Genomic DNA, 24,645 nt, shown 5'->3' with positions numbered 1-24,645 from the left:
GATAGTAGGTTTTGCAATCGTAGATTAATCATCATCAAACTAGCGACCCTTCGAATGTGCTTTCTTAAAGTATGATCAGTTTACACCACGGTTTGGAAGACTGTCAATCCTTAATTTCAGAAATTAGTGTATGTTGTGATTTTTTGATAGCATATTTTACGGTGCTCGCTGCGCATGCGGCATGATCACTTACTCATGATTCGCCCGGATCTTTTTTAATGTCGCGCAAATCGTCCGGCAGACTTAAGTCAGAGACTGTCTCCGAGTTGAAGGAAACATTCTTTTAACTTTTTGGCTGCACCGGTAACGTCCTGCTGCGAAAGAATCGCAGAGATCACGGCGATTCCGTCAATATCCGCCGGGTCCAGCCTGCGGAGGTTCGCTCGGTCGATGCCGCCGATCGCGACAATCGGGATGTGGACGGCCCGGCGGATGGCTTTCAACTCGTCAATGGAGGTCACGGTCGCGTCGGCTTTGGAGCGGGTCGGGAAGATGCTGCCGACGCCAAGATAGTCGGCGCCGTCTGCTTCCGCCTGAACTGCTTCCGCGACGGTCGCCGCCGAAACGCCGACGATTTTTTCACTTCCGATCAGCCGGCGGACAACCCGGGCGGGGAGATCGTTCTGGCCGACATGCACACCGTCCGCATCAACGGCGAGTGCGAGATCGACGCGGTCGTTGATGATCAGCGGAACGTGGAACGGCCCGGCCAGTTTCTTCAAAGTCGCAGCGATGTTGAGCAGTTGTTTTGACGACGCTTTTTTCTCCCGGAACTGCAGAAGCGTGGTGCCGCCGCGCAGCGCGTCACGGATCCGGTTAAAATAGCGGTCCGGGGCCGCCGGATCGTAAGGATCACTGACAAGGTAGAGGGAATAATCAATCGGCAGGTGAGGCATCGTCAATCACCCCTTTGGCAAAGTCTTCTTCATTCAAGGTTGAGAACGCGTCGAAGAGCCGGATTCTGAAGGAACCGATACCTTCAGATTCTCGGAGCCTTTCCTCGGCTTTTTGTCCGGACAGCCCCATGACGATAATGCCGCCGACTGCTGCGGCAAACCGATCATCAATGGTTCCGGCAAACGCGGCGATCAATGAATTCGTCATGCAGCCGGTGCCGGTGACGGAGGCAAGCCAGGACACGCCGTTATGCAGCCGTACGGTTCGTGTACCGTCGGAAACCGCATCGATTTCTCCGGTAATGGCGACCACGCAGTGCCGTTTGCCGGCGAGATGTTCGGCCACCGCACCGGCGTGTTCCATCGGGTCACCAGAGTCAACGCCGCGTGCACTGGATTCGCGCCCGGCCAGCACGTTGATTTCTGACATGTTGCCGCAAATGATGTCCGGATGAAACGTGTCCAGCAGGGCAAAAACCGTTTGTTTCCGGTAGCTGGTTGCGCCGGCCCCGACCGGATCGAGAATCACCGGGACATGGTGCCGGTTGGCCGACCGGCCGGCTTCCTTCATCGCGACCAGTGTGCCTTCATTCAGTGTGCCGATATTGATCACCAGCGCGGAAGCCTGAGCAGCCATCTCGGCAGCTTCTTCGGGACTGTCGGCCATGACCGGACTGGCGCCGACGGCCAGTGTGGCGTTCGCACAGTCGTTGATCGTCACGGTATTGGTAATCTGGTGAATCAGCGGATGGACGTCGTGAATTTTAAGAAAATCCTGATAAAGTCCGGCCTTTGTGATCATTTCTGCAGTACCTCGCTTTCCGGATACCAGCGGTAGAAATGATGGGTCGGGCCGCAGCCGTGGCCGATCGGCAGGCTGTGCTCGATCGCCCCCTGGATGTAGGTCTTCGCTTTTTGAATCGCTTCAGAAAGTTCCTCGCCTCTGGAAAGATAGGCGGCGATCGCCGAGGACAGCGTGCAGCCTGTCCCGTGTGTATTCTTCGTTGCCACGTGATGACCGGTGAACTCATGGAAAATGCGGCCGTCGTAGAAAATATCCGTCGGTCCGTCCGGAAGATGGCCGCCTTTGACGAGCACACGTTGCGGCCCCATGTGATAAATCTCTTGAGCTGCTTCATGCATGTCATCAAGCGACGAAACGTCACGGCCGACCAGCTTCGCAGCTTCAAACAGATTCGGCGTCACGACCGTGGCGAGCGGCAGCAACTGTTCGATTAAGGCGTTTTGTGCTTCCGGTTTGAGCAGGTCAAAGCCGCTCTTGGACACCATCACCGGGTCAAGGACGATGTATTCCGGCTGATACCGTTTCAATTTTTCCGCGATCACCTGAATAGCGGCCTGGTTGGACACCATCCCGATCTTCACCGCACCGACAGGAAGATCCTGAAATACCGCGTCAATCTGTTCACCGATGATCCTGGGTGAGAGGTCCTCAATATCCCTCACACTGACCGTATTCTGCGCCGTGACACTGACAACGGCGCTCATTCCGAACACGCCCAGTGCGGAAAAAGTTTTCAGATCGGCCTGAATCCCGGCGCCGCCGCCAGAATCCGAACCGGCAATCGTTAATGCTGTCTGCATTTTTCTTCACCCCTCAGATTTTCTCAATTCATGAACGCACCGGAGAAGCGGGGAGGAATCAGCAGAAACGGAGGATCAGCTTGCACGGCGCCGGATAAAACGGTTACATGTTACCTCAGAGCGTGACTGTCGAAACACAAAAAAGCGCAGGTTCGTTAAAACCTGCGCTGAAAGTTGTCATTGCTCGCTGTTCATACTTCCCTCCGCTGGCATCATCCAGATCAGGTATAAAGGGTCAAAGACATTGCGTCTTACTCTCAGCCGTTTACCGGCTCCCCTAGTACGAAAATGAAATTGTAGTACATTTCTAAAGTAACACATCATGTGTCGTCATTCAATGATTATTTGAGGATGTTTTTTATTAGCCGATTTCGCATTCCCCACCCGGAGAGAAAGATGTTGCTGCGAACGAGTTGCATCATCACAAATGCGACACATTCAAGTTGGATTCCCGAAGCTTTACACGCCAGTGACCACGGCCATTTTGCCTTTTAATAGGACGCTGCGGACGGGCGACACAGTCTTTGGGTTTAAAAGGGATTTTTTACACACACCTGGGGATTATGTTATATTGGAACAATACTGCCCGTGATCGAACCCTGAGTATTTGCTGAGTTTCAGTGAGAAAGGAATCGACAATTCGGTGAATTTTAAGAGATATATACGTGAAACAGACATGAATACGGTCCGAAGACTGATGCCTGAACCATTGCCGCCTGGGCCGTTAATTAGCCCGTCAAGCACCGATATTCATGGGAAGTGAGTTGAGTTTATGAGCAAACTAGAAGTCCGGCAGGTTTCGAAAATTTATGGTAAGAATCCAGACAGATGTTTACGTTTGCTGGATCAGGGCCTGACGAAACAGGAGATTCAGAAAAAGACAGGAATGACAGTAGGTGTCGGTTCGGCGAATTTTTCAGTCGAATCCGGCGAAATATTTGTCATTATGGGCCTCTCGGGAAGTGGTAAGTCAACACTTGTCCGTATGCTCAACCGCTTAATTAAACCGACTTCCGGTCAGATATTTATGGACGGAAAGGAAGTCACGGCAATGAACAAACGTGATCTCCGTCAGCTGCGCAGGAGTGGTATTAGTATGGTTTTTCAGCACTTTGCGCTGTCTCCGCATCGAACGGTACGCGACAATGCCGCCTACGGGCTGGAAATTCAGGGCGTGCCGAAGAAGGAACGAACAGAGCGGGCGAAGAAGGCGCTCGCTACAGTCGGCCTGAAAGCTTATGAGAGCAGCTTGCCGTCCGAGCTCTCCGGCGGGATGCAGCAACGAGTCGGGCTTGCACGGGCCTTGGCCAGTGATACCGATATTCTCTTGATGGATGAAGCGTTCAGCGCGTTAGATCCGCTGATCCGTAAGGAGATGCAGGATCAGTTGCTGGATCTTCAGGATGAGATGCAGAAAACGATTATTTTTATTACGCATGATTTGGATGAGGCGCTCAGGATCGGTGACCGGATTGCCTTGATGCGGGATGGTCGGATTGTTCAGCTTGGGACACCCGAGGAGATATTGATCCACCCGGCGAACGACTATGTTGCTCACTTTGTGGAAGATGTCAATCTCAGCAAGGTTATCACTGCCGGCCGGATTATGTCCCGTCCGGATGCGATGCAAGTGGGCCGGGGACCAAGAGTAGCTCTTGAGCTGATGAATGATAGCGGGATCTCCAGCATCTTTGTGGTGGATCGCGGGAAAAAGTTTCTTGGTGTTGTCGATGCGGAACGTGCGGCGGAAGCGGCAAAAAAGGGACAGAGCTGCCGCAATATCGTCAGAGAGGTCGAGACGGTTTCTGAGGATACGGTACTGAATGACCTGTTTGAGCAGATCTCAAAAGCGTCACTGCCGCTTCCGGTCGTGGATGAGCGGGGCCGCCTGGTCGGGATGGTTCGACGGGCTTCCGTGATTCATGCACTGGCCGGCATCGCCGCGCCACGTGATACGGAGGTGAAGTCATGAACGGTTCCGTTCTGCCGAAGATTCCGATCGGAGAATGGGCAAGTCTCCTGGTTCAGTTTATTACAGCCCATTTTTCCGGCTTTTTTGGGGCCATCGCAGATGGCATTGGCTGGTTTGTCGACGTGCTGGTCACGTTTTTCAACCTGATCACACCATTTGCTTTCATTCTCATCTTTGTTGTGATTGCTTTCAGGAGACGAGGCTGGGGCGTGGCACTGTTCACTCTATTCGGTTTGGTGCTGATTTATGACCTGGGATACTGGGAGCACGCCCTGCAGACGTTTGCACTTATTCTGACCTCGGTCGTTCTGTCCGTGGTTATTGGGCTGCCGCTGGGCATTCTTGCCGGAATCAGCAAAACCTTCCGGCGAATCATTACACCGATTCTGGATGTCATGCAGACGATGCCCTCATTTGTTTATCTCATACCAGCCGTATTTCTTTTCCACACCGGAATGCCTCCGGGTGTCATCGCAACGATTATTTTTGCGATGCCGCCGACGACTCGAATGACCAGTCTTGGTATTCAAAAGGTGCCTCGAGACTTGATTGAAGCATCCGAGGCATTCGGGTCGACCACGGCGCAGAAGTTGTTCAAGGTACAGATTCCTTTGGCCAGGCCAACGATTATGGCAGGAATCAATCAGAGTATCATGCTGGCGCTATCTATGGTTGTTGTCGCCTCACTGGTTGGTGCCCCCGGGCTGGGTGCCGATGTCTATATGGCTGTAACGGCACTGCGCACGGATGTTGGTGTTGAAGCCGGGCTGTCGATCGTCATTCTGGCCATTATCTTCGATCGGATTTCCAGAAGAGCGAAAGACATCAGCAAATGAGACTGAGCTGAGACTATCGGAGGCTATAACTACCCCTCAATAGGAGGCAGGCAATGCATTGAGAAAAATCAAACTGATCGTTGCAGGACTGATGATGATTCTTACCCTGGTTGTTGCCGGATGCAGCAGTATGATGGCTTCCTACGATCCAAATGCGCCTATCGGGAAACAGACCCATGACACGATCACAGGGATTGAACCCGGATCCGGTGAGATGCAGGTGTTGGAAAACAAAGTCATGAAAGACTATGGCCTGAATCATTGGAATTTGGAGTCCGGATCTGAAGCTACCATGACTGCTTCCCTGGATGATGCCATTCGGAACAGAGCGCCGATCATTATCACAGGCTGGACACCGCACTGGATCTTTCAAAAATATAATCTGAAGTACCTGAAAGATCCAAAAGGCGCCTTTGGTGCTGAAGAAGCGATTCACACGATTGTTCATAAGGGTTTCACTGATGAGGCTCCGAACGCGGCGAAGCTGCTGGATCAATTTTACTGGACTCCGGTTGATATTGAACGTGTCATGCTTGACATTCAGAATGGTTCCGAGCCAGGTGAAGCCGCAAGAAAATGGATTGCTGCCAATGCTGACAAGGTATCTGAATGGACGAAGGGTGTACACAAGGTCAATGGAAAGAAGATTACACTGGGTTACGTTGCCTGGTCATCGGAAGTTGCCAGTACCAATGTGGTGGCTGCCATTCTTGGTGATCTGGGGTATAAGGTGAACCTTGAACTGCTGGCTGCCGGGCCAATGTGGGCTGGTGTGGCACAGGGGAGCATCGATGCGATTGTGTCGGCCTGGCTGCCGACAACTCAAGCCGTTTATTTCATGCAATTCAAAGATCAGTTGACGGATCTTGGACCGAACCTTAAAGGTACGAAAATGGGGCTTGCGGTTCCATCCTATGTAAAGATCAATTCAATCGACGATCTTGCAAAATAATTTGATCGGCAATGGATATGAAAAGATGAAGCACCACTCAGGGGATTATTCCTGAATGGTGCTTATTATTCTGCTATTTTTTCAAAGCCAATTCAGATCGATAAACAGTCACGGTTGTGCCCTTGTCAATTTCTGAAGCCACATCGATGCTCAGCGAAAGGCGGTCAGCCACTTCTTTTGCGAGGAAGAAGCCGAGGCCGGTTGCCTTCTTGTCGCGGCGGCCGTTGTAGCCGGTAAAGCCGTGCTCAAACAGGCGCGGCAAGTCCTCCTTGAGAATACCGATGCCTGTGTCGCTGATTCGAACGGACCGCGGGGAAATACGGACGCTGACTTTGCCTTTTTTGGTGTATTTGACGGCATTGCTGATGATTTGTTCGAGCGCGAAGGAGAGCCACTTTTCGTCTGTAGTCCAGGTTGCGTCGCCATCAACGGTAACGCTCAGTCCTTTCCGAATGAACAGCGGGGCGAACTTGCGGACGATGGCCTGAATCAGCGGCTTCATCGGCACGTGTGTAAACCGGTAGTCGGTTTGTTCATGGTTCAGGCGCAGGTAGTGCAGCAGCATATTCAGATAGTTTTCCAGCTGGAATGTCTGATCTTTCAATTCGTCCCGCGTAAAATCATCCGTCTGTCCCATCAGGTTGAGCACAGAGAGCGGCACCTTCATCTGATGGCTCCACAGGCGCACCACGTCGGTTAAGTCCTCGTCAAAATGCCTGATTCCGGCCATTTTCTTCTCGTAGTAGTCTTTCTGTTCATCGAGCAGCTTCAGCAAGTCTTGTTCTGCCTGCGACTGCGGTGTTAAGTCAACCTGCGGGACGACTTGCCGGAGCCGTTCGTTGCGGCGGCGTCGAAACCGGTAATAGTCATAGCCGCTGAAAACAATCAGGACGGTCACACCAAACAGAAAACCCGACCAGAACGTATGCATGGGCAGACCGCGCAGGTAAAAGGTCAGGCTCATGACGAGCACAATGGTGAGGACAGCGTAAATGTAATCTTTTCGCTCACGCCAGAACATAACCGACACCCCGCACCGTTCCGATGTAATCGAAGCCAATCGTGTTCAGTTTCTTGCGCAGGCGGGCAATGTTGACCTGCAGGGCATTGGCATCGATGTAGTCATCCGATTCCCAGAGCTTTGCGAGCAGCACGTCTTTGGGTACGGTCTGATTGGGCTGTTCGAAAAAAGTGCGCAGCAGTTTGGCCTCGGTGGGCGTTAACTCAACTTTGTCCGCCCCTTTTTTTAATTCAGCGCCTTCCAGGATGAACCCCTTGAAGGTCAATTGTGCCTGAGAAAAGCTGTAGGTCCGGCGCAGCAGGGCATTGATTTTCGCCTTTAATATGTCGGCCGAAAACGGTTTGGTAACGTAATCATCGGCGCCCATGTTCATCGCCATGACCTGGTTCATTTCATCATCAGCCGAACTGAGAAAGATGATCGGGGTTGTCGCTCGCTTGCGAATCTCCGTCGTCCAGTAGAATCCGTTGAAGTAGGGCAGGGTAATGTCCATTAAGATCAGGTCGGGATTCTCCGTTTCAATTTCCTGGCGGACGCTGCGAAAATTCTGAACGGAAACCGCTGTATAGTCGGTCAGCACAGACTTCAGCTGTTTCACCATGGCTGCGTCGTCTTCGACAATAAATAGCTTTGTCATCAAATAATCTCCCGTAGTGATTGGCTATCCTCATTCTACTGAAATTCCGGACAGGGGACAAATACAAGAAGGGCACCCCGCAAATTTTGGGATGCCCGCTTGCGTGTTATCGTTCGACGATTCGATAATAAGCCCGGCTTGTTTGTCTGTAGATAAAGTAGTAAATGATCGCCACGACAGCGATCGTGCCCACGCTGGTCAACAGCAGCAAACCGAAGCGGGTCGTGCCGAACAGACTGATCAGTTTCTGAATCATGATAAACGCGAAACCGAAGTGAACCACTGCGACAACAATCGGCAAGAAGAATACAAGCAGCACTTGTGAGCGAATCGTCTGCCGCACTTCGTCACCGCTTAAACCGACTTCCTGCAGGATTTTGAAGCTGCGCCTGTCCTGTTCGCCTTCAGAAATCTGCTTGTAGTAAATGATCAGTGCCGTGCCGAGAATGAAAGTGAACCCTAAGACGAGGCCGATGAACAGGAAGCCGCCGGCAAAGGCAAGAAACTGCCGGTGTATGTCATCATAGCTGAGTAAGGAGGGTGCGGTGCCGCGGAGCGCCTGTTCTTTTGTTGTATCGAGCCGCTGAATCTTATTTCCGTCCACGCGGTAGTCGGACAATGCCTTATTGAGCTTCGCCGCGTCCTTTGAGGCTGCGTCCGCGCTGATGGTCGTCTCAAAGCCAAGGGGTAAAATGTTTCCTGCCGCCTTGGTTGCAGCGTCTAAGACCGGCTGAATCTGCGCTCTCGAGTTGACGATCAGAATCAGCCAGTTTGCTGTGGTCAGCCTGATCGATGGGAAATTTCGGATGCCGTTAATTTTGTTTTTAATGTTAAATGTTTGATCCCCAAATCGGATGCTTGATTCCGTGAAGCTGCCGACGGCCGGATAGGCGATCGCTTGATTGCTGTTCAGGTGAACCGTGTTTCCTGTCAATTTTTTATAGGTCTCTGCGGTCATGAAATTAACCGTCGTCAGACTGGAAAGATTTTGTCTGTTCTCGAAGTTGCCGTTCTTCATTGCTCCGGTCAGACTGTTCGACAGTTCGTAGACTACTTTGTGTTTCATAGGTATTCCGCTTTCTTTGGCTACCTGATCAATGAACGCGCTGCTTCGTTGTTCGGTCGTATTGACCGTGATGATTGTGTTGCGGACAAAATAGTCATTCAGAAACCCATTGATGCTGGAGTAGAGCCCGACAGTAGTCGCCAGGGTAACGAATGTCATCGTGACAAGAATCGAGATATTGGCCAGTCCCACCGCATTTTGCTTCATGCGGTAGAGCATACCGGATACCGTGATAAAGTGCTTTGGCTGATAGTAATAGTTTTTGTTCTTTTTCTGCCGTTTAAGCAGCCAGATCGTAAAGCTCATGTAGAAGAGGAGCGTCCCGAAGATGACGAACAGCACAGCGATAAAGAATTTTGTCAGGGCATCGAACGGTGAGGCAACTGTTACCGCAAGATAATACCCGATGGCGAGGGAGACGATGCCCAGCACGGCGAGAAAGCCGCGTGACCGGGGCTCTTTTTCTCCTTTACTCGCGTTATTGAGCAATTCAAGACTGGACTGACGATGGATGGAAAAACTGCCGAGGATCATGAGCAGCAGATAGATACACGCAAAGGTAGCCGTTACAATACCGACTGCAATCGGGCTCCACTGCAAGTCGAAATAATTTTCACCAAGCAGATGAATAAAGATGAGATAGAGGAATTTGGCCAGGATAATCCCCAGGATTGTTCCGGCAATGACGGTTGCAAGGAGCATCATCAGCAGTTCCAGTGCGGCGATGCGGGCGATCTGCCGCTTCTTCAGGCCGAGAATATGATAGAGCCCGAATTCTTTTGTCCGCCGTTTCAGTAAAAAGCGATAACTGTAAATCATAAAGATGACAGCGAAGAGGGTCAGGACGATTAAGCCCAGGATCAGCAACATCGCAAAATTTCCCCATCCCTGAAGCTTTTTCAAGCTGGGACTGAGTAAAATGGTGGCGACCATCAGATTCATGATGAACATCACCACACTGGACAGGGCGAAGGGGAGAAAATTGCTGATCGACTGACGGATGTTGCGACCGGCTAATTTTAAATAAAGCATCTTAGCGCACCTCAGTTCCCAGAAGGTTGGTCATTGTCATGCTGATTTCCTGCATGAACGCGGCGGCTTCCCGATCGGCGCGGTAGAGCTGATGAAAGATGCGCCCGTCTTTTATGAACAGGACGCGCTTCGCGTGGCTGGCTGCAATCGCCGAGTGCGTCACCATCAGAATGGTTTGGCCCGTGCCGTTGATTTCTTCAAGAAGCGAGAGCAGGTGTTCACTGTTCCTGAAGTCAAGCGCCGCCGTCGGTTCATCGGCGAGAACAAGTTCCGGCCCGGTGATCAGTGCCCGGGCGATCACCACCCGCTGCTTTTGACCGCCGGACAATTCGAACGGCTGCTTATTCAGCAGATCGGCAATGTTCAATTTTGGGGCCAGCTCCTCTAAACGCTGCTGCATAACGCCTATCTTTTGGCGGCCAAGGACGAGCGGCAGGAAGATGTTATCCCGAACCGACAGCGTGTCAAGAAGATTAAAGTCCTGGAAAATAAATCCTAAATGGGTGCGGCGGAACTCGGCCAGCTTGTTTTCTTTGATTTTCGTCACATCCCGGCCATTGAGGATCACAGATCCCGACGTCGGTTTTTCCAGCGTCGCCAGCGTATTGAGCAGCGTCGTTTTCCCCGAACCGCTTTCCCCCATAATGGCGATGTATTCGCCGTCATCAACACTGAAGGTCACGTCTTGTAAGGCAATTGTTTTTTCTTTACTGAATCTTGTCTGGAATATTTTCTGCAGGTGATTGACTTGTAGCAGCATCGTGTTCGCTCCCTGAAACTATGATTTAACTGATGTGTTCAGTATACAGGCGATCGCGCGGCGTCCGCTGACATTTCCGGCCGGAAGTCTTACAGATTTGTCAGATTGGGCTGAATGTGCCGGCGGATGGATTACGAAGCACAAGACTTGGCGACAAACCTATCCATAAGTTTGATCATTTATTTTACCCCATATTGTGCATACAGATTTGCGCAAATAAGCGTGCCGATCCGGCGAATACTAATAATGGACGCAGTACAGTTCCAAATTTGCGAAAGGGGCAGGTCCGATGAATCATTATGAGCTGAAAGCCTATAGCGAAATTCAAGCCTGGCAGCGGAAAATACTGAAGCGCTCCGGCCCCGTCAGCCGGATCTCGAAGAAAGTGCAGACCCGGATGAACAACTGGATTCCGGAAAGGGTGCAGCGTGCGATCACTATTGCGATTAAAAATATGGTGCGGGCAACGCTGACCGGCTCTCATCTGACAACAAAGAAGAATCAGAGCCGTGGACTGTCGCTGGAAGAGAAGGATCAGAAGCTGAAGAAGAAAATTGAAGCATACCGGAAAGCAGCGATCGTGGAAGGGGCGGGTACCGGTGCCGGCGGGATCCTGCTTGGACTGGCAGACTTTCCGCTGCTGCTCTCGATCAAGATTAAGTTTCTGTTCGACGCGGCGGCGATCTACGGTTTTGACACGGCGCAATATGAAGAGCGCATCTTTCTCCTGCAAATCTTCAAGCTGGCTTTTTCCAGCGATGCCGTTCGCCGGGAGACGATGAAAACCATTGAGGACTGGGACAGCAGTCAGGCCGCCTTCCGTGACATGGACTGGGAAGAATTCCAGTTGGAATACCGGGACTACATCGATTTTGCGAAAATGATGCAGCTGGTTCCGGGGATCGGTGCTGCGGTCGGTGCCCTGGTCAACAACAATCTGATGCAGCAGCTTGGTGAAGCAGCGATGAACTGCTACCGGCTGAGACTGCTGACTGCGCCGTCGCGATTTGTTTAAAAGGGACAGATGAAAAAAGATCAGAGCGGCTGTCTCTGATCTTTTAAGCCTATCTTTTTATTGGTAAAGCTTAATACCATGCAGGTTTGTCGCCGTCGGTATTCGGTTTATTGATACCGACCGATTTGTGCACGTCCTTCGCAGGGTCCTTTACAAGGCTGGTAACGTAGGCTGCCACACTTTTACGTGAGACTTCCGTACCTTTAAACGTTTCGTTTTTCTGAGTTGTCTCATAGTCAATCTCATCTTTATTGGTCAGCCAGGCCGGGCGGATGATCGTCTCATCGAGGCCGGCATTTTCGACGACTTTTGCCGCTGCGCCGTAGCGGTCGAGATAACCGTCAAGCTGCTGATTGTTCCACTTGCCGAAATTGCCGGGCACCTCGTCGTAGATGCCGAGCGTGGAGATCCAGATCAGCCGGTTGACGCCGGCTTTCTTCATTGAGGCGACGACTGCCTTCGCCTGATCTTCAATATTTTGACCGGCCAGGTTCGCATAGACGATATCTGTTCCGTTCATCGCTTCGGTCAGCGCATTACGATCGGCTGCATCTCCGTCGACGACTTTCTCCCGGCTGAGATCCTCAGGTTTCAGGCGAGACGAACGGCGCAGAAAAAGTGTCAGATGCACGTCAGAATCAGCGAGCATCTGCTTTTCAGCCAGACGGGCAATCTGTCCATTGGCACCTAATACCAGTACATGACGCATCATGAAAACCTCCTTGACATTTCCATAACATAAACATGATTATGTTAACTTCACCATTCGGATACTGTTCATCCGTTGATCAGGATAATTCTCTGTTATGCCCGAGTCAAGAGGCGATGGTGATCCGAACTGCGGCTCGTCCCTAAAGGGCAGCAGATTGCCGGCGCTGGCGTACACGGATCACTTTGCTGAAGTCTCGGCCGATTTAAATGGGCGATGGCTTACGAGAATCGATTCGGTCGGGCACCCATCTGCCGCATCTTCCAGGTCGTCAAGCAGTTCCTCGGGAATCGGCCGGATTCCCTGATTGTCGTCGATGAGCGAGAAGGAGATGCCCTCATCGTTCGCATCAAAAATGTCCGGTGCTGTTGCCTGGCAGGCGCCGCAGGCAATGCACGTTTCCTGGTCGACCCGGGTGTATACCTGCGCTGATTCTTTTTTTTCTGTTTGACTCATGCTCATGCACTCCTTTCCTGTGACATGAAACGGATTCGGTGCAGCAACCGGCCGATCGGCTGATAAATCTTAAATTCGGCTAATAAAACGCGTTGCGACTGATCAACCACGATGAAATGAACCTGATTTTTACGAAAACGGTTAAAGATCAATCGTCAATCCCTGATTCTCACAAAGTTTCTTAACGTTTCTGCACCTTTTTCCCTATTTCGTTACCGGTTATTCCATTTAACAAGAATCGCTTCACTGTCTTTGGCTGCTCTGAGCGAATGGCGCTCGCGTGCATTGAGCCGGGCAAGTTTGCCGGGAACCAGCGTTGCCGTCTGATCCTGCGTCGAAAAAGCAATCTCGCCGCGGATCGGAATGACGGTAACGATGGCATCGTTACCGCTGTGTTCCGGGATGGCCTGTCCGGCCTGCAGGGTGAGATGGATAATGACCTGATCGCCATCTTTATAAAGAATATCTTTCCTGACGGTACTTGCCTGAAATGTGAAAACATCCATTGATGATTCCTCCTTAGGGAAAATCGTGTTACACTGCGATTGAAGAATCCCTTACAATGAAGATTGTAAAGGAGATTATGGGCACGTACTTTGATCGAGATCAAGAAACAGGCTGTTAAATGTGACGATAATCACAACAAGTAAGAGGATAAACAGCGTAACGGTGAAAAAATCAACTGTGATGTGTGGGGAGAGTCATGATCGATCGTTTACCTGAACTGGGCTGGCTGCAGCCATTATCAGAAAAGGAACGGACACAATTAGAAAAAGAAGGGCGCTTTCGTACGTATCCGTCGAAGTCCGTCTTATTTTTTCAGGGACAACCGCTTAGCGACTATTTCTTTATCCTTGACGGGCTGGTCAGCGCGTATCAGCAAAATGAAAGCGGTAAGCGGCTGTCGGTCAGTCTGTTCACGCCTGGCGACTTTTTCCCGCATGTCGGTTTGCTGACGGATGCAGGCGCCTATCCGGCCAATGCGGAGGCGATCACCTCCTGCAGGCTCTTTATTCTGCCGAAGGAAAAGGCATGGGCCGCATTTGAAACACTTCCGGCACTGCGCCGGAAGCTGACCCGATTTCTGATCCGAAAAAATCATGAGCTGATGCAGCGCTATTCGGATGCTCTGCTTCACAGCGCCGCCGATCGGCTCCTGAACTTTCTGCGTCAGCTTGCTTTAAAAATAGGCCGGCGCCGGGCGGACGGCTGGTATGCTATCGGGATACATCTTACCGGACAGAATATTGCCGATTACCTGGGTATTGCGCCGGAAACGGTCAGCCGCCTGCTGCATCAGCTGGTCTCCGAACGGTTCGTGCGACGGGAAGAGGACAGGAAATTACTGGTGAAAATTGACCCGCAGAAGGGCCGGTAAAAAGTGATGAGACAGCCCTCCGTTTATTCCATTTAAAAAAGTCCCGGGAATTGAACCTGAGACTTTGTGAGAATAAGTCTATCCTATTTTTCAGCTAAAGTCTTTTTTAAAGACTCAAATGCCAAACGATTATTATTCCCTGTCAGGGAACGACCACGATACGGTTGACTTCACCGGCAGCCAGCTGCTCAAAACCTTCATTAATTTCTTCGAGCGGAATGATTTTGCTGAGCAGTTGATCGACGGGCAGGCGCTTTTGCCGGAACAGACTGATATACCGGGGTATATCGCGGTTGGGCACGCAGCTTCCGAGATAAGAGCCCTTGATTGTCCGTTCTTCCGCAGCCAGGGTCACCTGGGGAAAAGAGAAGAGCGATTCGGGATGCGGCAGTCCGGAGGTGATCGTTTCGCCGCCGGGTCGGGTAATCTGATAGGCGACCTCCATGGCCGGGACGGCGCCCGCCGTTTCAAAGGCATAATCGACGCCGCCGTGGGTCAGCTGTTTGATTTTCTCAACCGTACCTTTTTCCCTGGAGTTGAAGACATGCGTCGCACCCAGTGACGTCGCGAAGGCAAGTTTACGGTCATTAATATCAACAGCAATGATCTCGCCGGCGCCGGAGGTAACTGTCCCCATCAGTGCGCTGAGGCCGACACCGCCGAGCCCGACAACGGCCACGGTTGCCCCGGCTTTAACTTTTGCGGTATTGATGACCTCCCCGACACCGGTCAGGACGGCGCAGCCGAAAAGAGCTGCCTGTTCAAATGGTACACTCGGGTCAATTTTCACCAGCGACCGGCTGGAAGCAACAATGTGGTCGGAAAAAGCGGAAACACCAAGATGGTGATAAACCGTCCGGTCACCGTCATGTAACCGGATCCCGCCGCCGAGCAGGGTGCCGGCGTTGTTCGCCTTTGTGCCTTCGACGCACAGTCCCGGACGTCCTTCGCGGCAGGGCAGGCAGTGGCCGCACGCCGGCTTGAAAACGCAGGCGACATGATCGCCGGGAGCCAGATCGTCGACACCTTCACCGGTCTTTTGAACGATGCCGGCGGCTTCATGGCCGAGCACCATCGGCATCGGCCACGGCCGGCTGCCATTGATTACGGACAGATCGGAGTGACAGAGTCCGGCTGCCTTAATCTTGACCAGTACTTCACCTCTTTGCGGTTCATCCAGCTCAAGTTCACGGACAGACAACGGTTTGCTTGTTCCATAGGGACGTGGCTTGCCCATTTCTGTAATCACAGCAGCTCTGATTTTCATCATTCAGCCCGGCTTTCTTTGGATAAAATTTCGGTCATTTCTGCATCACGTTGTGTTCTTATTATAATTTTCAATGTATGCGCTTACAAGTTTATTGCCTGAATCCTAATGATTCAGCCGGTTCAGTTTAAGAATCTTTTTGGTTCACTTAAAATTTGTTTTCACACTCTCTGCAAGTGGTTCATATTTAAGCTGAACAAGGAATCTGTTACTATTAAACTAATCATAAGTTTTAGATCGTGATGTATGCGAAGTTTGCGAGACTGGGGGGAGGATGTATGTCATTTACATTTATTCATGCGGCGGATATTCATCTGGACAGCCCGCTGATCGGACTCGAACACTATGAAGGTGCGCCGGTGGAACGGATCCGGAGCGCCACCCGGGATGCATTCGTCAACCTGATCGATCAGGCAATCACGCGGAAGGTCGCCTTCCTCATTATTGCCGGCGATTTATACGACGGCGACTGGAAGGACTACAACACCGGACTCTTCTTCACGAGCCAGATGGTACGCCTGCAGAAGGCCGGAATCCGCGTGTTCCTGATCCGCGGGAATCACGATGCAGCAAGCTTGATCTCGAGAGAACTGAAACTGCCGGATAATGTGAGTGAATTTCCGACTGATCACGCGGAAACAGACGTTATCGAAGAGCTGAAAGTGGCCGTTCACGGTCAGGGTTTTGCCTCGCGATCCGTGGAGGAAAATCTGGTCAAAGGGTATCCCGAACGCCGTGAAGGGTACTTTAACATCGGTGTGCTGCACACGAGTGCGACCGGGCGGGAGGGGCATGAGAATTATGCGCCCTGCTCCGTCGACGACATGATCGAGAAGGGCTACGACTATTGGGCGCTTGGCCATATACATAAACGTGAACTGCTTCATCCGAAAGATCCGGTGATTCTTTTTTCCGGCAATATTCAGGGCCGGCACATCAACGAGACCGGGGAAAAAGGCTGCACGCTGGTCAGCGTACAAAATGGCACCGTTGACACGCTTACCGAGCTGCCGCTCGACGTCCTGCGCTGGGAGCGCTGCGATCTTGACGCAACCGGGATGACCGATATTGAAGCAATGCGCGACAGTGCGCGGACGCTGCTTGAGGAGCGCTACCGGCAGGCGGGCGGACGGCTGCTGGCTGTCCGTTTTCAGATCCACGGCATAACGAAGCTTCACCAGGAACTGATTGTGCGGGAGGATTATCTGATCAATAATATCCGGTCACTGGCGCTGGAAGTCGGCAGCGGCGACATCTGGGTTGAGAAGGTGAAGATCGAGACGACGGATCCGGTCAGTCTGGCTGAACTGACCAAACAGGACACACCTGTGGCGGCCATCCTCAACACGATCAACCGGATGTCTGCGGATGAGGCAACTTTGCATCAGCTGCTTGATGCATTCCAGGACCTGAAGCAGGCACTGCCTTTTGAACTGAAAAACGGAAACGGCGGTTTTTCGTTTGATCGTACGGAATTCCTTAAAAAACGTCTGCCTGATGTTGAAGATCTGATTCTCTATTATTTATCCCATCCGGAGATGAGTGTGTCATGAGATTTGACCGGTTAACGATTCGCGCGTTCGGCCAGTTCACAGATTATGCAATTCCCTTTGATTCCGCAAAAAATTTTCATCTGCTGTTCGGTCTGAATGAAGCAGGAAAAAGTACGGCATTGCGGGCGATCACCGATTTTCTCTATGGGATCCCGGCGCGGACAACAGATTCGTTTCTCCACGATAATGGTTCGCTGAGAATTGAGGGCCAGCTCCGGAAATCAACGGGAGAAACGCTGCAGTTTGTCCGGCGTAAGGGGATGAAGCACACCGTTCTCGATCTGGACGGTCATCCGATCAGTGAGGCCCTCGTGAATCAGTATTTGAACGGTCTCACAAAGGAACATTTCCTGAATATGTTCGCTCTGGATCATGTCCGGATGCGCGAAGGTGGCGAGGGACTGCTCCAGAGCGGCGGGAATCTTGGTGAGAGCCTTTTTTCCGCAGCCTCCGGTCTGACCCGGCTGCGCAAGGTTCTTGATCGCCTTGAAAATCAATCAAGGGACATTTTTAAAAAGTCGGGAAAGAAAACACCGCTGAACAAGCTGATCAGTGAGGAGAAGGAGCTCAAGAAGGCGATTGCCGAACGGCAGCTGAAGGTCCGCAACTGGAACGCGCTGGAGAAATCCTACAGAGACGGAGAAGAAAAGATTGAGGAGATCAAGAGAAGGCTCAGGGCGCTGAGACGCAGGAAAACGATGCTTGAACGGATCAAACTGACCTTGCCGAAACTGGCGAAACTAAGAGATCTCGAGGAAAAATTAGCCGCGCTTGCCGATGTGCCGGATCTTCCTGACGATGCCGGCGACCGGCGCAGGGCGGCGCAGAACGCATTGAGTAACGCCGTAAGAGACGGGCAGCGTGCGGATGAGGAGCATAAAGAGCTGCTGCGTCAGCTGAGCGAAGTGCGCATCCCCGACGGCCTATTTGAACAGACGTCACGTATTGAAACGCTTTTCCAGGAACTGGCTGAGTATCAGAAGAACCGGAAACGTATCCCGCTGCTTGAGGGAAAACGTGACCAGCTCGATGCACAGCTGACTTCAGCGATGAAAGAACTGGACCCGGCTCGCGCAGACATCAGGCAGATTGGTCGCTTTCGTTTATCTGCAGAGAAAAAGGAGACGATCCGGCAGCTGTGTAAACAGAAGCCGCTGCTCGATCATACACGGACGGCCCTTCAGAACGATCTGGAGCGGATCGGAGAGGAACAGCAGAAGAAACAGGATCAGCTGAATGCGCTGCCGGATCAGCCGGGAAGCGAGGAGATTGAACGCGCAGTGGAGAAAGCCAGACGGGCGGGCGATATTGAATCGTTGCTCTCCAGTCTGGAGAAAAAACTGGCACTCAAGCAGGCACAGATTGATGAAGCAGTGAAGCGGCTGCCTTTGTGGCATGGAACCGTCTGGGAACTGATCGGCAGGTCATTCGCTGTTCTGACAGAGACTGTAAGATTAAATGAGCAGAAAAAACGCGCTTTGGATCAAAGCCGGCAGAAGATCATCGATCAGATTCACGCTCAGGAAGAAATCGCGGCCACGTGCCGGAAACAGATCCGTGAGCTGGATTCCCTGGCAGAAATCCCCTCGGAAGCGCAGCTGACAAATGTCCGGAAGCATCGCGATCAGGGCTGGGGACTGATCCGGAACAAACTGGAGCGTGGCGACTGGGGCGTGAGCATTGACGCCTACACCGGAAGCCGCGCGATTGAGGACGTTTATGAAGACGATGTCCGTGAATCTGACCGTGTTGCCGACCGTATGCGGGCCGAAGCGGCAAAAGTCGGGGAGAAAAATAAATATCTGGCTGATAGTGAAAGCAGCAGGCACAAAATCGTGCAGCTGAAAGCGGAACAGGAACAGCTGAACCGTGTGGCAGATCAATGGCAGGACGACTGGAACGCCCTGTGGGCAACTTATGGCATCACCCCGCTTTCACCGGCTGAAATGGATGAATGGCTTGTCAAGTATGAACAGATCCGGACGATGGTCCAGGACTCTGATGATTGTCGCAGGGAGCTTGATGCGCTGAACAACAAAAAGAGCGACCTGCATCATTTGCTTCATGACGTTCTGAAGAACAGGGTAACTGTTTCTGAAAAAGACGGTCTGGAAGATCTGATCAGCCTGGCGGAGGATCTGATCCGGAAAACCCGCACGGCGCTGACAAAGCGGGACAACCTGAAAGCCAGCCTGGCAGACGGTCGTAAGCATGAGGAAGAACTGACCGGCAAGCTGAAAGAAAACAGTCTCAAACGGCAGCAGTGGGCGGCAGCCTGGCAGGACGCCGTCGCCGGGACGAGCATCACCCCGTCAACAGTACCGGCGATCGCCGAAACACTGCTCAACCGCTATGAGCAGCTGGCACTTCGGGAAGACGAGCGGCAAAGGGTGATCATCGATCTGGAGAAAGTGCGCGCTCAGGTGCAGGATTTTATGAAAAAGACGAGAGAGATGACGCACTTGTTTTCCATCGGGATGGATGAGACGGACTGCGGCGCCGCCGTCAACCGGCTTTATCAGGAGCTTCAGAAAGCGCGGACGGATCAGGAGACGCTGAGAGGCCTTCACCAACGCCTGAAAAGGATCGGCGTCGACGCAAAATCAGCCGATCAAAAAAGAAAGGAAGCCGAAGCCCTTTTAACCGGTTTGATTCGCCAGGCCGGATGTACGACTGCCGGAGAGCTGGAAAAGACGGAACAGGCTTCGCTCTTCAAGAAGCAGCGTCAGTCGGAACTGAGCCAGACCCGTAAAGAACTGTTACAGATCGGAGACGGGCTGTCCCTCGACGAACTCGCCCGGGAAGCAGCGCAAATCGACCGAAACAGTCTTGCGGCAGATCTGGATGAGATCGGGAACGAACTGGAACAGCTGGAACCGGAACGCTCACAGTGCGAGCAGGATCACGGTGCGGTAAAACATGAATATGAAGAGAAGATTCAAGGCAACAGTACCGACGCGGTTCGGGCCGAGCAGGAAAAGGAAGGCGTTCTGGCTCAGATCGCCTACCAGACAGACCAGTACATTCAGCTGAAAATGGCCTCACTGCTGCTGCAGAAGGGGATCGAGCAGTACCGTAACCAGAACCAGGATCCGATCCTGAAGCGCGCCGGAGAACTGTTCACCCGGTTGACGCTTCGTTCATTCACCGGTCTGACGGTCGATTATGATGAAAAAGATCAGCCGGTGCTGATGGGGACTCACGCGAGCGGCGGGAAGGTGCCGCTGGAAGGGATGAGCGACGGGACCAAAGACCAGCTCTATCTGTCGCTGCGTCTGGCAAGCATTGAGAAGTATGCTGCGCACAATGAACCGATTCCGTTTATTGTGGACGACATTCTCATTCATTTCGACGACCTGCGCGCTAAGGAAACACTCCGGGTGCTGCTCGGACTGTCGAAGCGGACACAGGTCATCTTTTTCACCCACCATGAACGTCTTGTGGCCATGATGCATGAACTGGCATCGAACGATGAGTATCAGCTGTTTGAACTGAACCCTGAACGGGCATCCGTGGCAAAATAATTCCGGCTTCCTTATCGCTGCCGCCTAGAGCTTATCAATTAAAAACGTTAAGTGAAAAATCATGGGTTACGTTGGGCATGCTGCAATGGATTGTCTGCTGCGGACTGGCTAGCAGCAAAAAGGAGTGGCAAACATCGAACAGGAATCTTTATTTGATCATCCGGAGCAATCACGGCCTCTGGCTGAGCGGGTTCGCCCAAGAAATCTCGACGAATTCGTCGGTCAGCGCCAGTTGCTCGGTGAGGGCAAAGTGCTGCGTACACTGATTGACCAGGATGAAGCGGCTTCGCTGATCTTCTGGGGGCCGCCAGGGGTCGGCAAGACCACGTTAGCCCGGATCATTGCGAGAAAAACGAAGGCAGCCTTTATCAATTTCAGCGCGGTGACGAGCGGGATAAAGGACATCCGCAAAGTGATGGCCGATGCAGAAGAAAACCGCAAATTCGGGACCAGAACGATTGTCTTCGTTGATGAAATACATCGCTTCAATAAGGCGCAGCAAGATGCATTTCTGCCTTATGTCGAAAAGGGCAGCATCACTTTAATCGGCGCGACGACGGAGAACCCGTCATTTGAAATTAATTCCGCGCTGCTTTCCCGCTGTAAAGTATTCGTCCTGAAGCAACTGACTTCAGAAGACATTGTCCGGCTGCTTCGGCAGGCGCTTCAGGATCCCCGGGGCTTTGGCACACGGAAAATTTCAATCGACCGGCAATCCCTTGACATGATTGCCGGATTTTCCAACGGAGACGGGCGGGTGGCACTGAATACCCTGGAGATGGCGGTACTGAATGGAACAAAAGCCGGTGATCGGATTTCTGTCGATCCGGACACGCTGGAACAGATCACTTCCCAGAAATCGCTGCTTTACGACAAACATGGGGAGGAGCACTACAATCTCATCTCAGCGCTGCACAAGTCGATGCGCAACAGTGACGTTGATGCGGCACTGTACTGGCTGGCCCGAATGGTGGAGGGCGGGGAAGATCCGCTCTACATTGCCCGCCGCCTCGTCCGTTTTGCCAGCGAAGATGTCGGAATGGCCGACAGCAGGGCTGTAGAAATCACTGTTTCGGTCTATCAGGCCTGCCATTTTATCGGGCTGCCTGAGTGCGGTGTCCACCTGGCACACGCGGTTACTTATCTGTCGCTGGCACCGAAATCGAATGCGGTTTATACTGCCTATGAAGCGGCCAGAGATGACGCGAAGAACAGTATCGACGAGCCTGTACCGGCGGTTATCCGGAACGCACCGACCCGGCTGATGAAAGAACTCCATTACGGAGAAGGCTATCAATACGCCCATGACACGAAGGATAAACTGACGACCATGCAGACGATGCCGTCGAATCTGATCGGACATCAATATTATCATCCGACCGATCAGGGTTCTGAAGCCAAGGTGGCACAGCGACTGGAGCAAATCAAAGCATGGCACCGGCAGCACGACCCGCACGATAAAAAACCTGAGTAAGCTCAGCCGGAGGGGCTGACCATTGCTCAGGTTTTCAAATTTTTTCAGGCGGCCGCGTCATTTCTCCGGATCCTCTTTCCCGATTTCGGGAAGAATTGTTTTCGCCAGCTCCCGATCAAGGGACTCGTACTGACTGTACTGAATCGTTTCATACAGTTCGGCACGGGTCTGCAGCGCACTCAGAGCATCTTTCTGCGTCCCTGTTTCGAAGATGGTTGTAAAAACGCGTTCAACAGCTTTTGCGGCAGCACGCATGGACGTTACCGGATAAATGACCAGCTGAAAACCGAATGATGCGAATTGAGCAGCCGTATAGTAAGGCGTCTTGCCGAACTCGGTCATGTTGGCCAGAAGCGGGACATCGACGGCACGGCGAAAGGTCCTGAAGTCCGTCTCAGTCGTCAGCGCTTCCGGGAAAATAGCATCTGCACCGGCCGCGACATAGCTGCGGGCACGTGCGCAGGCGCTTTCCAGTCCTTCGACGGCCTTTGCATCGGTTCGGGCAATGACAACAAGCTCCGGTGCAATCTTCTTCAACGTGCTGATTTTCTGCGCCATGTCTTCGGCAGAAACGAGACGTTTTCCATTGAGATGACCGCACTTCTTCGGCAGCTGCTGATCCTCTATCTGGACGGCTGCGACACCCGCCTCGGCCATTTCCCGAGCCGCCCGGGCGACATTGATGACGCCGCCGTAGCCGGTGTCGATGTCGGCCAGCAACGGCAGATCCGCAGCCCGGATCAGTTCCGCTGCTTTAACTGCCAGTTCATTGGAGTAAATCAGTCCCAGATCCGGCAAACCGCGGCTTGCTGTATATGCTGCACCGGACAGGTACAGGGCGCGAAAACCGACTTTTTTAGCGATCAGTGCGGACATGCCGTCATGGACACCGGGAATTTTCAGAATCTCCGGCCCGTTCATCAGTTCCCGGAAACGTGCGGCCAGTTGCGATTGTGATGATTGTCTGTTCACAAGCCAGCTCAATGTAATCTCCTCCATTCAAATGATTGCGTCAATTAATCGAAAAAAGGTCCAGCCATTCATCGACAGGCATCTTTTCAAGTGATTTCCGTTCACGGCAGCAGTCAATGAGGGCATCAACTCTTTTTTTAGGAAAATGCGTACGCAGGTTGTGTCTGAACTTATCGGCAAGCAATGGGACCGCTTCTGTTCGTCTCCGGCGGTGGCCGATCGGATATTCAACGGCGATACGATCGGTTTTTGATCCATCGGAAAAGAAAACCTGGACACTGCTGGCGATCGATCGCTTTTCCGGATCAAGATAGTCTCTGCTGTATGCCGGATTTTCACGTACGTTTGTCTTGCTTCGCAGCGCGTCGATCCGCGGATCGGCGGCGGCAGCATCCTCATAATGCCCGGCATTCAACGTACCGAAAATCAGCCCGACAGCGACGATGTACTGAATGCAGTGGTCGCGGTCGGCCGGATTGTGCAGCGGACCGGTTTTGGTAATGATCCGGATGGCTGATTCATGCGTGACGATCTCAATTTTTTCGATCTCGTCAAGCCGATGAGCCACTGACTGATGCAGGCGAATCGCGGCTTCCAGTGCGGTCTGGGCATGAAACTCCGCCGGATAGGACACTTTGAACAGCACATTTTCCATCACATAGGATCCGAGGGGGCGCGCAAGGGTGACAGGCTGGCCGTTCAAAAACACATCCTGAAAACCCCATTCTTTTGTGGTCAGAGGGGTCGCGTAGCCCATTTCGCCGCGCAGGGTCAGGAGCGCCAGCTGAACACCGCGGCTTGCCGCATCGCCGGCCGCCCAGGACTTGCGTGAACCGGTATTCGGTGCGTGGCGGTAAAGGCGGAGACTGGCTCCGTCAATCCAGGCCTGGGAGACAGCGGCAGCCACTTCTTCTTTCGTACCTCCGAGCAGCCTGCAGGCAGCGGCAGCGGAGGCCACTTTAACGAAAAAGACATGGTCGAGGCCGTGCCTGTTCAGACTGTTCTCCAGTGAAAGGACGCCTTGAATCTCGTGCGTCTTAATCAAGGCATCCAGGACATGCCGCATCGTCAGCGGCGGTTTTCCGAGAGACCGGTTGCGTCTGCTGAGATAAGCAGCACTTGCCAGAATTGCGGCCAGATTGTCGGAAGGATGGCCCCATTCGGCAGCCAGCCACGTATCGTTATAATCGAGCCAGCGGTTCATGCAGCCAATATTGAAAGCTGCCTGTACCGGATCAAGAATGTAATCAGTACCCGGTACTTGTACGCCGCCCGGTACGGAAATGCCTGGAACAACCGGTCCGAGCAATTTGGTGCATTCCGGGAAGTCAAGTGCCAGGATCCCGCACCCGATCGCATCGGTCAGGACCAGTTTCGCCGTATCCAGAGCTTCATCGCTGAAATGAAGATCCGCACACATGTAATCGGCAATCGCGGCAACAATGGGATCCTCTTTAGTGTAAGGGCTTACATTTTTAATATCTCTCATCCCCTTTTCCTCACAAAAAAACAGCCTCTGA

At 52.4% G+C, this 24,645-nt stretch carries 21 protein-coding genes and 1 riboswitch; of the genes, 8 read left to right on the top strand and 13 right to left on the bottom strand.

Annotated features, from left to right (window positions below):
- Window positions 1-248 precede the first annotated feature (248 nt).
- The 3 genes from thiE to thiD are packed head-to-tail and all read right to left on the bottom strand — an operon-like array spanning window position 249 to window position 2,501.
- The gene (gene thiE, locus D889_RS0105115) at window positions 249-896 is read right to left on the bottom strand and encodes a thiamine phosphate synthase (RefSeq protein ID WP_010631121.1); all 648 of its coding nucleotides are present in this window, start codon (window positions 894-896) and stop codon (window positions 249-251) included.
- Window positions 877-1,698, bottom strand: a complete 822-nt coding sequence (gene thiM, locus D889_RS0105110; protein WP_010631122.1) for a hydroxyethylthiazole kinase — start codon at window positions 1,696-1,698, stop codon at window positions 877-879. The genes thiE and thiM overlap by 20 nt, the downstream gene beginning before the upstream one ends.
- Window positions 1,695-2,501 (bottom strand): bifunctional hydroxymethylpyrimidine kinase/phosphomethylpyrimidine kinase, encoded by an 807-nt coding sequence (thiD, locus tag D889_RS0105105; protein WP_010631123.1) that lies wholly within the window; start codon window positions 2,499-2,501, stop codon window positions 1,695-1,697. The genes thiM and thiD overlap by 4 nt, the downstream gene beginning before the upstream one ends.
- Window positions 2,502-2,682: 181 nt before the next feature.
- A riboswitch (TPP riboswitch) is annotated at window positions 2,683-2,790 on the bottom strand.
- 483 nt (window positions 2,791-3,273) lie between these two features.
- Between thiD and D889_RS0105100 the strand changes: the two genes are divergently transcribed.
- Genes D889_RS0105100 through D889_RS0105090 form a run of 3 tightly spaced genes read left to right on the top strand, consistent with a single transcriptional unit; the run spans window position 3,274 to window position 6,261 of the window.
- Window positions 3,274-4,473: a quaternary amine ABC transporter ATP-binding protein gene (locus D889_RS0105100; RefSeq protein ID WP_010631124.1), complete on the top strand. Its 1,200-nt coding sequence runs from the start codon at window positions 3,274-3,276 to the stop codon at window positions 4,471-4,473.
- Window positions 4,470-5,309 carry an ABC transporter permease gene (locus D889_RS0105095; RefSeq protein WP_010631125.1) on the top strand — a complete coding sequence of 280 codons (840 nt, stop codon included), beginning with the start codon at window positions 4,470-4,472 and terminating at the stop codon, window positions 5,307-5,309. The genes D889_RS0105100 and D889_RS0105095 overlap by 4 nt, the downstream gene beginning before the upstream one ends.
- Window positions 5,310-5,367: 58 nt before the next feature.
- Window positions 5,368-6,261: a glycine betaine ABC transporter substrate-binding protein gene (locus tag D889_RS0105090; RefSeq protein ID WP_010631126.1), complete on the top strand. Its 894-nt coding sequence runs from the start codon at window positions 5,368-5,370 to the stop codon at window positions 6,259-6,261.
- A 73-nt stretch (window positions 6,262-6,334) separates the two neighbouring features.
- On the opposite strand, the gene D889_RS0105085 is transcribed toward D889_RS0105090, so the two are convergent.
- From D889_RS0105085 to D889_RS0105070, 4 genes are all read right to left on the bottom strand, one after another.
- A complete protein-coding gene (locus D889_RS0105085) occupies window positions 6,335-7,282 on the bottom strand; it encodes a sensor histidine kinase (protein WP_010631127.1) in 948 nt (315 codons plus the stop codon).
- Window positions 7,269-7,919, bottom strand: coding sequence for a response regulator transcription factor (locus D889_RS0105080; RefSeq protein WP_010631128.1), 651 nt, complete (start codon window positions 7,917-7,919; stop codon window positions 7,269-7,271). The genes D889_RS0105085 and D889_RS0105080 overlap by 14 nt, the downstream gene beginning before the upstream one ends.
- A 106-nt stretch (window positions 7,920-8,025) precedes the next feature.
- Window positions 8,026-10,017, bottom strand: a complete 1,992-nt coding sequence (locus tag D889_RS0105075) for an FtsX-like permease family protein (protein ID WP_010631129.1) — start codon at window positions 10,015-10,017, stop codon at window positions 8,026-8,028.
- Window position 10,018: 1 nt separating this feature from the next.
- On the bottom strand, window positions 10,019-10,777 hold the full coding sequence (locus tag D889_RS0105070) for an ABC transporter ATP-binding protein (RefSeq protein WP_010631130.1): 759 nt from the start codon (window positions 10,775-10,777) through the stop codon (window positions 10,019-10,021).
- Between the two features lie 289 nt (window positions 10,778-11,066).
- On the opposite strand from D889_RS0105070, the gene D889_RS0105065 reads away from it, so the two are divergent.
- A complete protein-coding gene (locus D889_RS0105065) occupies window positions 11,067-11,792 on the top strand; it encodes an EcsC family protein (RefSeq protein ID WP_010631131.1) in 726 nt (241 codons plus the stop codon).
- 70 nt (window positions 11,793-11,862) lie between these two features.
- Here D889_RS0105065 and D889_RS0105060 read toward each other — a convergent pair whose 3' ends face one another.
- The 3 genes from D889_RS0105060 to D889_RS0105045 form a co-directional block, all read right to left on the bottom strand.
- On the bottom strand, window positions 11,863-12,501 hold the full coding sequence (locus tag D889_RS0105060; RefSeq protein WP_010631132.1) for an SDR family oxidoreductase: 639 nt from the start codon (window positions 12,499-12,501) through the stop codon (window positions 11,863-11,865).
- A 180-nt stretch (window positions 12,502-12,681) separates the two neighbouring features.
- Window positions 12,682-12,957, bottom strand: coding sequence for a ferredoxin (locus D889_RS0105055; protein ID WP_010631133.1), 276 nt, complete (start codon window positions 12,955-12,957; stop codon window positions 12,682-12,684).
- Between the two features lie 212 nt (window positions 12,958-13,169).
- Window positions 13,170-13,463, bottom strand: coding sequence for a cupin domain-containing protein (locus D889_RS0105045; protein ID WP_010631134.1), 294 nt, complete (start codon window positions 13,461-13,463; stop codon window positions 13,170-13,172).
- Between the two features lie 197 nt (window positions 13,464-13,660).
- Between D889_RS0105045 and D889_RS0105040 the strand changes: the two genes are divergently transcribed.
- Window positions 13,661-14,335, top strand: a complete 675-nt coding sequence (locus D889_RS0105040) for a Crp/Fnr family transcriptional regulator (RefSeq protein ID WP_010631135.1) — start codon at window positions 13,661-13,663, stop codon at window positions 14,333-14,335.
- Between the two features lie 142 nt (window positions 14,336-14,477).
- Here the strand turns inward: D889_RS0105040 and D889_RS0105035 are convergent, their stop codons facing one another.
- Entirely contained in the window at window positions 14,478-15,602 is a 1,125-nt protein-coding gene (locus D889_RS0105035) for a zinc-dependent alcohol dehydrogenase family protein (RefSeq protein ID WP_026039022.1), read from the bottom strand.
- A 278-nt stretch (window positions 15,603-15,880) separates the two neighbouring features.
- On the opposite strand from D889_RS0105035, the gene D889_RS0105030 reads away from it, so the two are divergent.
- The 3 genes from D889_RS0105030 to D889_RS0105020 all read left to right on the top strand — a co-directional run bounded on the left by D889_RS0105030 (window position 15,881) and on the right by D889_RS0105020 (window position 22,153).
- On the top strand, window positions 15,881-17,155 hold the full coding sequence (locus tag D889_RS0105030) for a metallophosphoesterase family protein (protein ID WP_010631137.1): 1,275 nt from the start codon (window positions 15,881-15,883) through the stop codon (window positions 17,153-17,155).
- Window positions 17,152-20,679 (top strand): YhaN family protein, encoded by a 3,528-nt coding sequence (locus tag D889_RS0105025; RefSeq protein ID WP_010631138.1) that lies wholly within the window; start codon window positions 17,152-17,154, stop codon window positions 20,677-20,679. The genes D889_RS0105030 and D889_RS0105025 overlap by 4 nt, the downstream gene beginning before the upstream one ends.
- Window positions 20,680-20,812: 133 nt before the next feature.
- Window positions 20,813-22,153, top strand: a complete 1,341-nt coding sequence (locus D889_RS0105020; protein WP_026039023.1) for a replication-associated recombination protein A — start codon at window positions 20,813-20,815, stop codon at window positions 22,151-22,153.
- Between the two features lie 57 nt (window positions 22,154-22,210).
- Here the strand turns inward: D889_RS0105020 and prpB are convergent, their stop codons facing one another.
- Both prpB and D889_RS0105010 read right to left on the bottom strand, forming a co-directional pair.
- Window positions 22,211-23,137, bottom strand: a complete 927-nt coding sequence (gene prpB, locus D889_RS0105015; protein WP_010631140.1) for a methylisocitrate lyase — start codon at window positions 23,135-23,137, stop codon at window positions 22,211-22,213.
- 28 nt (window positions 23,138-23,165) lie between these two features.
- Entirely contained in the window at window positions 23,166-24,614 is a 1,449-nt protein-coding gene (locus D889_RS0105010; RefSeq protein WP_010631141.1) for a bifunctional 2-methylcitrate dehydratase/aconitate hydratase, read from the bottom strand.
- Window positions 24,615-24,645 lie beyond the last annotated feature (31 nt).

The sequence above is a fragment of the Sporolactobacillus vineae DSM 21990 = SL153 genome, assembly GCF_000377985.1.
GTDB lineage: Bacteria > Bacillota > Bacilli > Bacillales > Sporolactobacillaceae > Sporolactobacillus > Sporolactobacillus vineae.
The sequence above is the reverse complement of the archived record's forward strand: the minus strand, read 5'-3'. Positions and strand labels throughout refer to the sequence as shown.

Bases quoted from the DNA above. Each gene is read 5' to 3' on its own strand.
- thiE (WP_010631121.1), bottom strand. From the start codon at position 896: ATGCCTCACCTGCCGATTGATTATTCCCTCTACCTTGTCAGTGATCCT.
- thiM (WP_010631122.1), bottom strand. From the start codon at position 1,698: ATGATCACAAAGGCCGGACTTTATCAGGATTTTCTTAAAATTCACGAC.
- thiD (WP_010631123.1), bottom strand. From the start codon at position 2,501: ATGCAGACAGCATTAACGATTGCCGGTTCGGATTCTGGCGGCGGCGCC.
- D889_RS0105100 (WP_010631124.1), top strand. From the start codon at position 3,274: ATGAGCAAACTAGAAGTCCGGCAGGTTTCGAAAATTTATGGTAAGAAT.
- D889_RS0105095 (WP_010631125.1), top strand. From the start codon at position 4,470: ATGAACGGTTCCGTTCTGCCGAAGATTCCGATCGGAGAATGGGCAAGT.
- D889_RS0105085 (WP_010631127.1), bottom strand. From the start codon at position 7,282: ATGTTCTGGCGTGAGCGAAAAGATTACATTTACGCTGTCCTCACCATT.
- D889_RS0105080 (WP_010631128.1), bottom strand. From the start codon at position 7,919: ATGACAAAGCTATTTATTGTCGAAGACGACGCAGCCATGGTGAAACAG.
- D889_RS0105075 (WP_010631129.1), bottom strand. From the start codon at position 10,017: ATGCTTTATTTAAAATTAGCCGGTCGCAACATCCGTCAGTCGATCAGC.
- D889_RS0105070 (WP_010631130.1), bottom strand. From the start codon at position 10,777: ATGCTGCTACAAGTCAATCACCTGCAGAAAATATTCCAGACAAGATTC.
- D889_RS0105065 (WP_010631131.1), top strand. From the start codon at position 11,067: ATGAATCATTATGAGCTGAAAGCCTATAGCGAAATTCAAGCCTGGCAG.
- D889_RS0105060 (WP_010631132.1), bottom strand. From the start codon at position 12,501: ATGCGTCATGTACTGGTATTAGGTGCCAATGGACAGATTGCCCGTCTG.
- D889_RS0105055 (WP_010631133.1), bottom strand. From the start codon at position 12,957: ATGAGTCAAACAGAAAAAAAAGAATCAGCGCAGGTATACACCCGGGTC.
- D889_RS0105045 (WP_010631134.1), bottom strand. From the start codon at position 13,463: ATGGATGTTTTCACATTTCAGGCAAGTACCGTCAGGAAAGATATTCTT.
- D889_RS0105040 (WP_010631135.1), top strand. From the start codon at position 13,661: ATGATCGATCGTTTACCTGAACTGGGCTGGCTGCAGCCATTATCAGAA.
- D889_RS0105035 (WP_026039022.1), bottom strand. From the start codon at position 15,602: ATGAAAATCAGAGCTGCTGTGATTACAGAAATGGGCAAGCCACGTCCC.
- D889_RS0105030 (WP_010631137.1), top strand. From the start codon at position 15,881: ATGTCATTTACATTTATTCATGCGGCGGATATTCATCTGGACAGCCCG.
- D889_RS0105025 (WP_010631138.1), top strand. From the start codon at position 17,152: ATGAGATTTGACCGGTTAACGATTCGCGCGTTCGGCCAGTTCACAGAT.
- D889_RS0105010 (WP_010631141.1), bottom strand. From the start codon at position 24,614: ATGAGAGATATTAAAAATGTAAGCCCTTACACTAAAGAGGATCCCATT.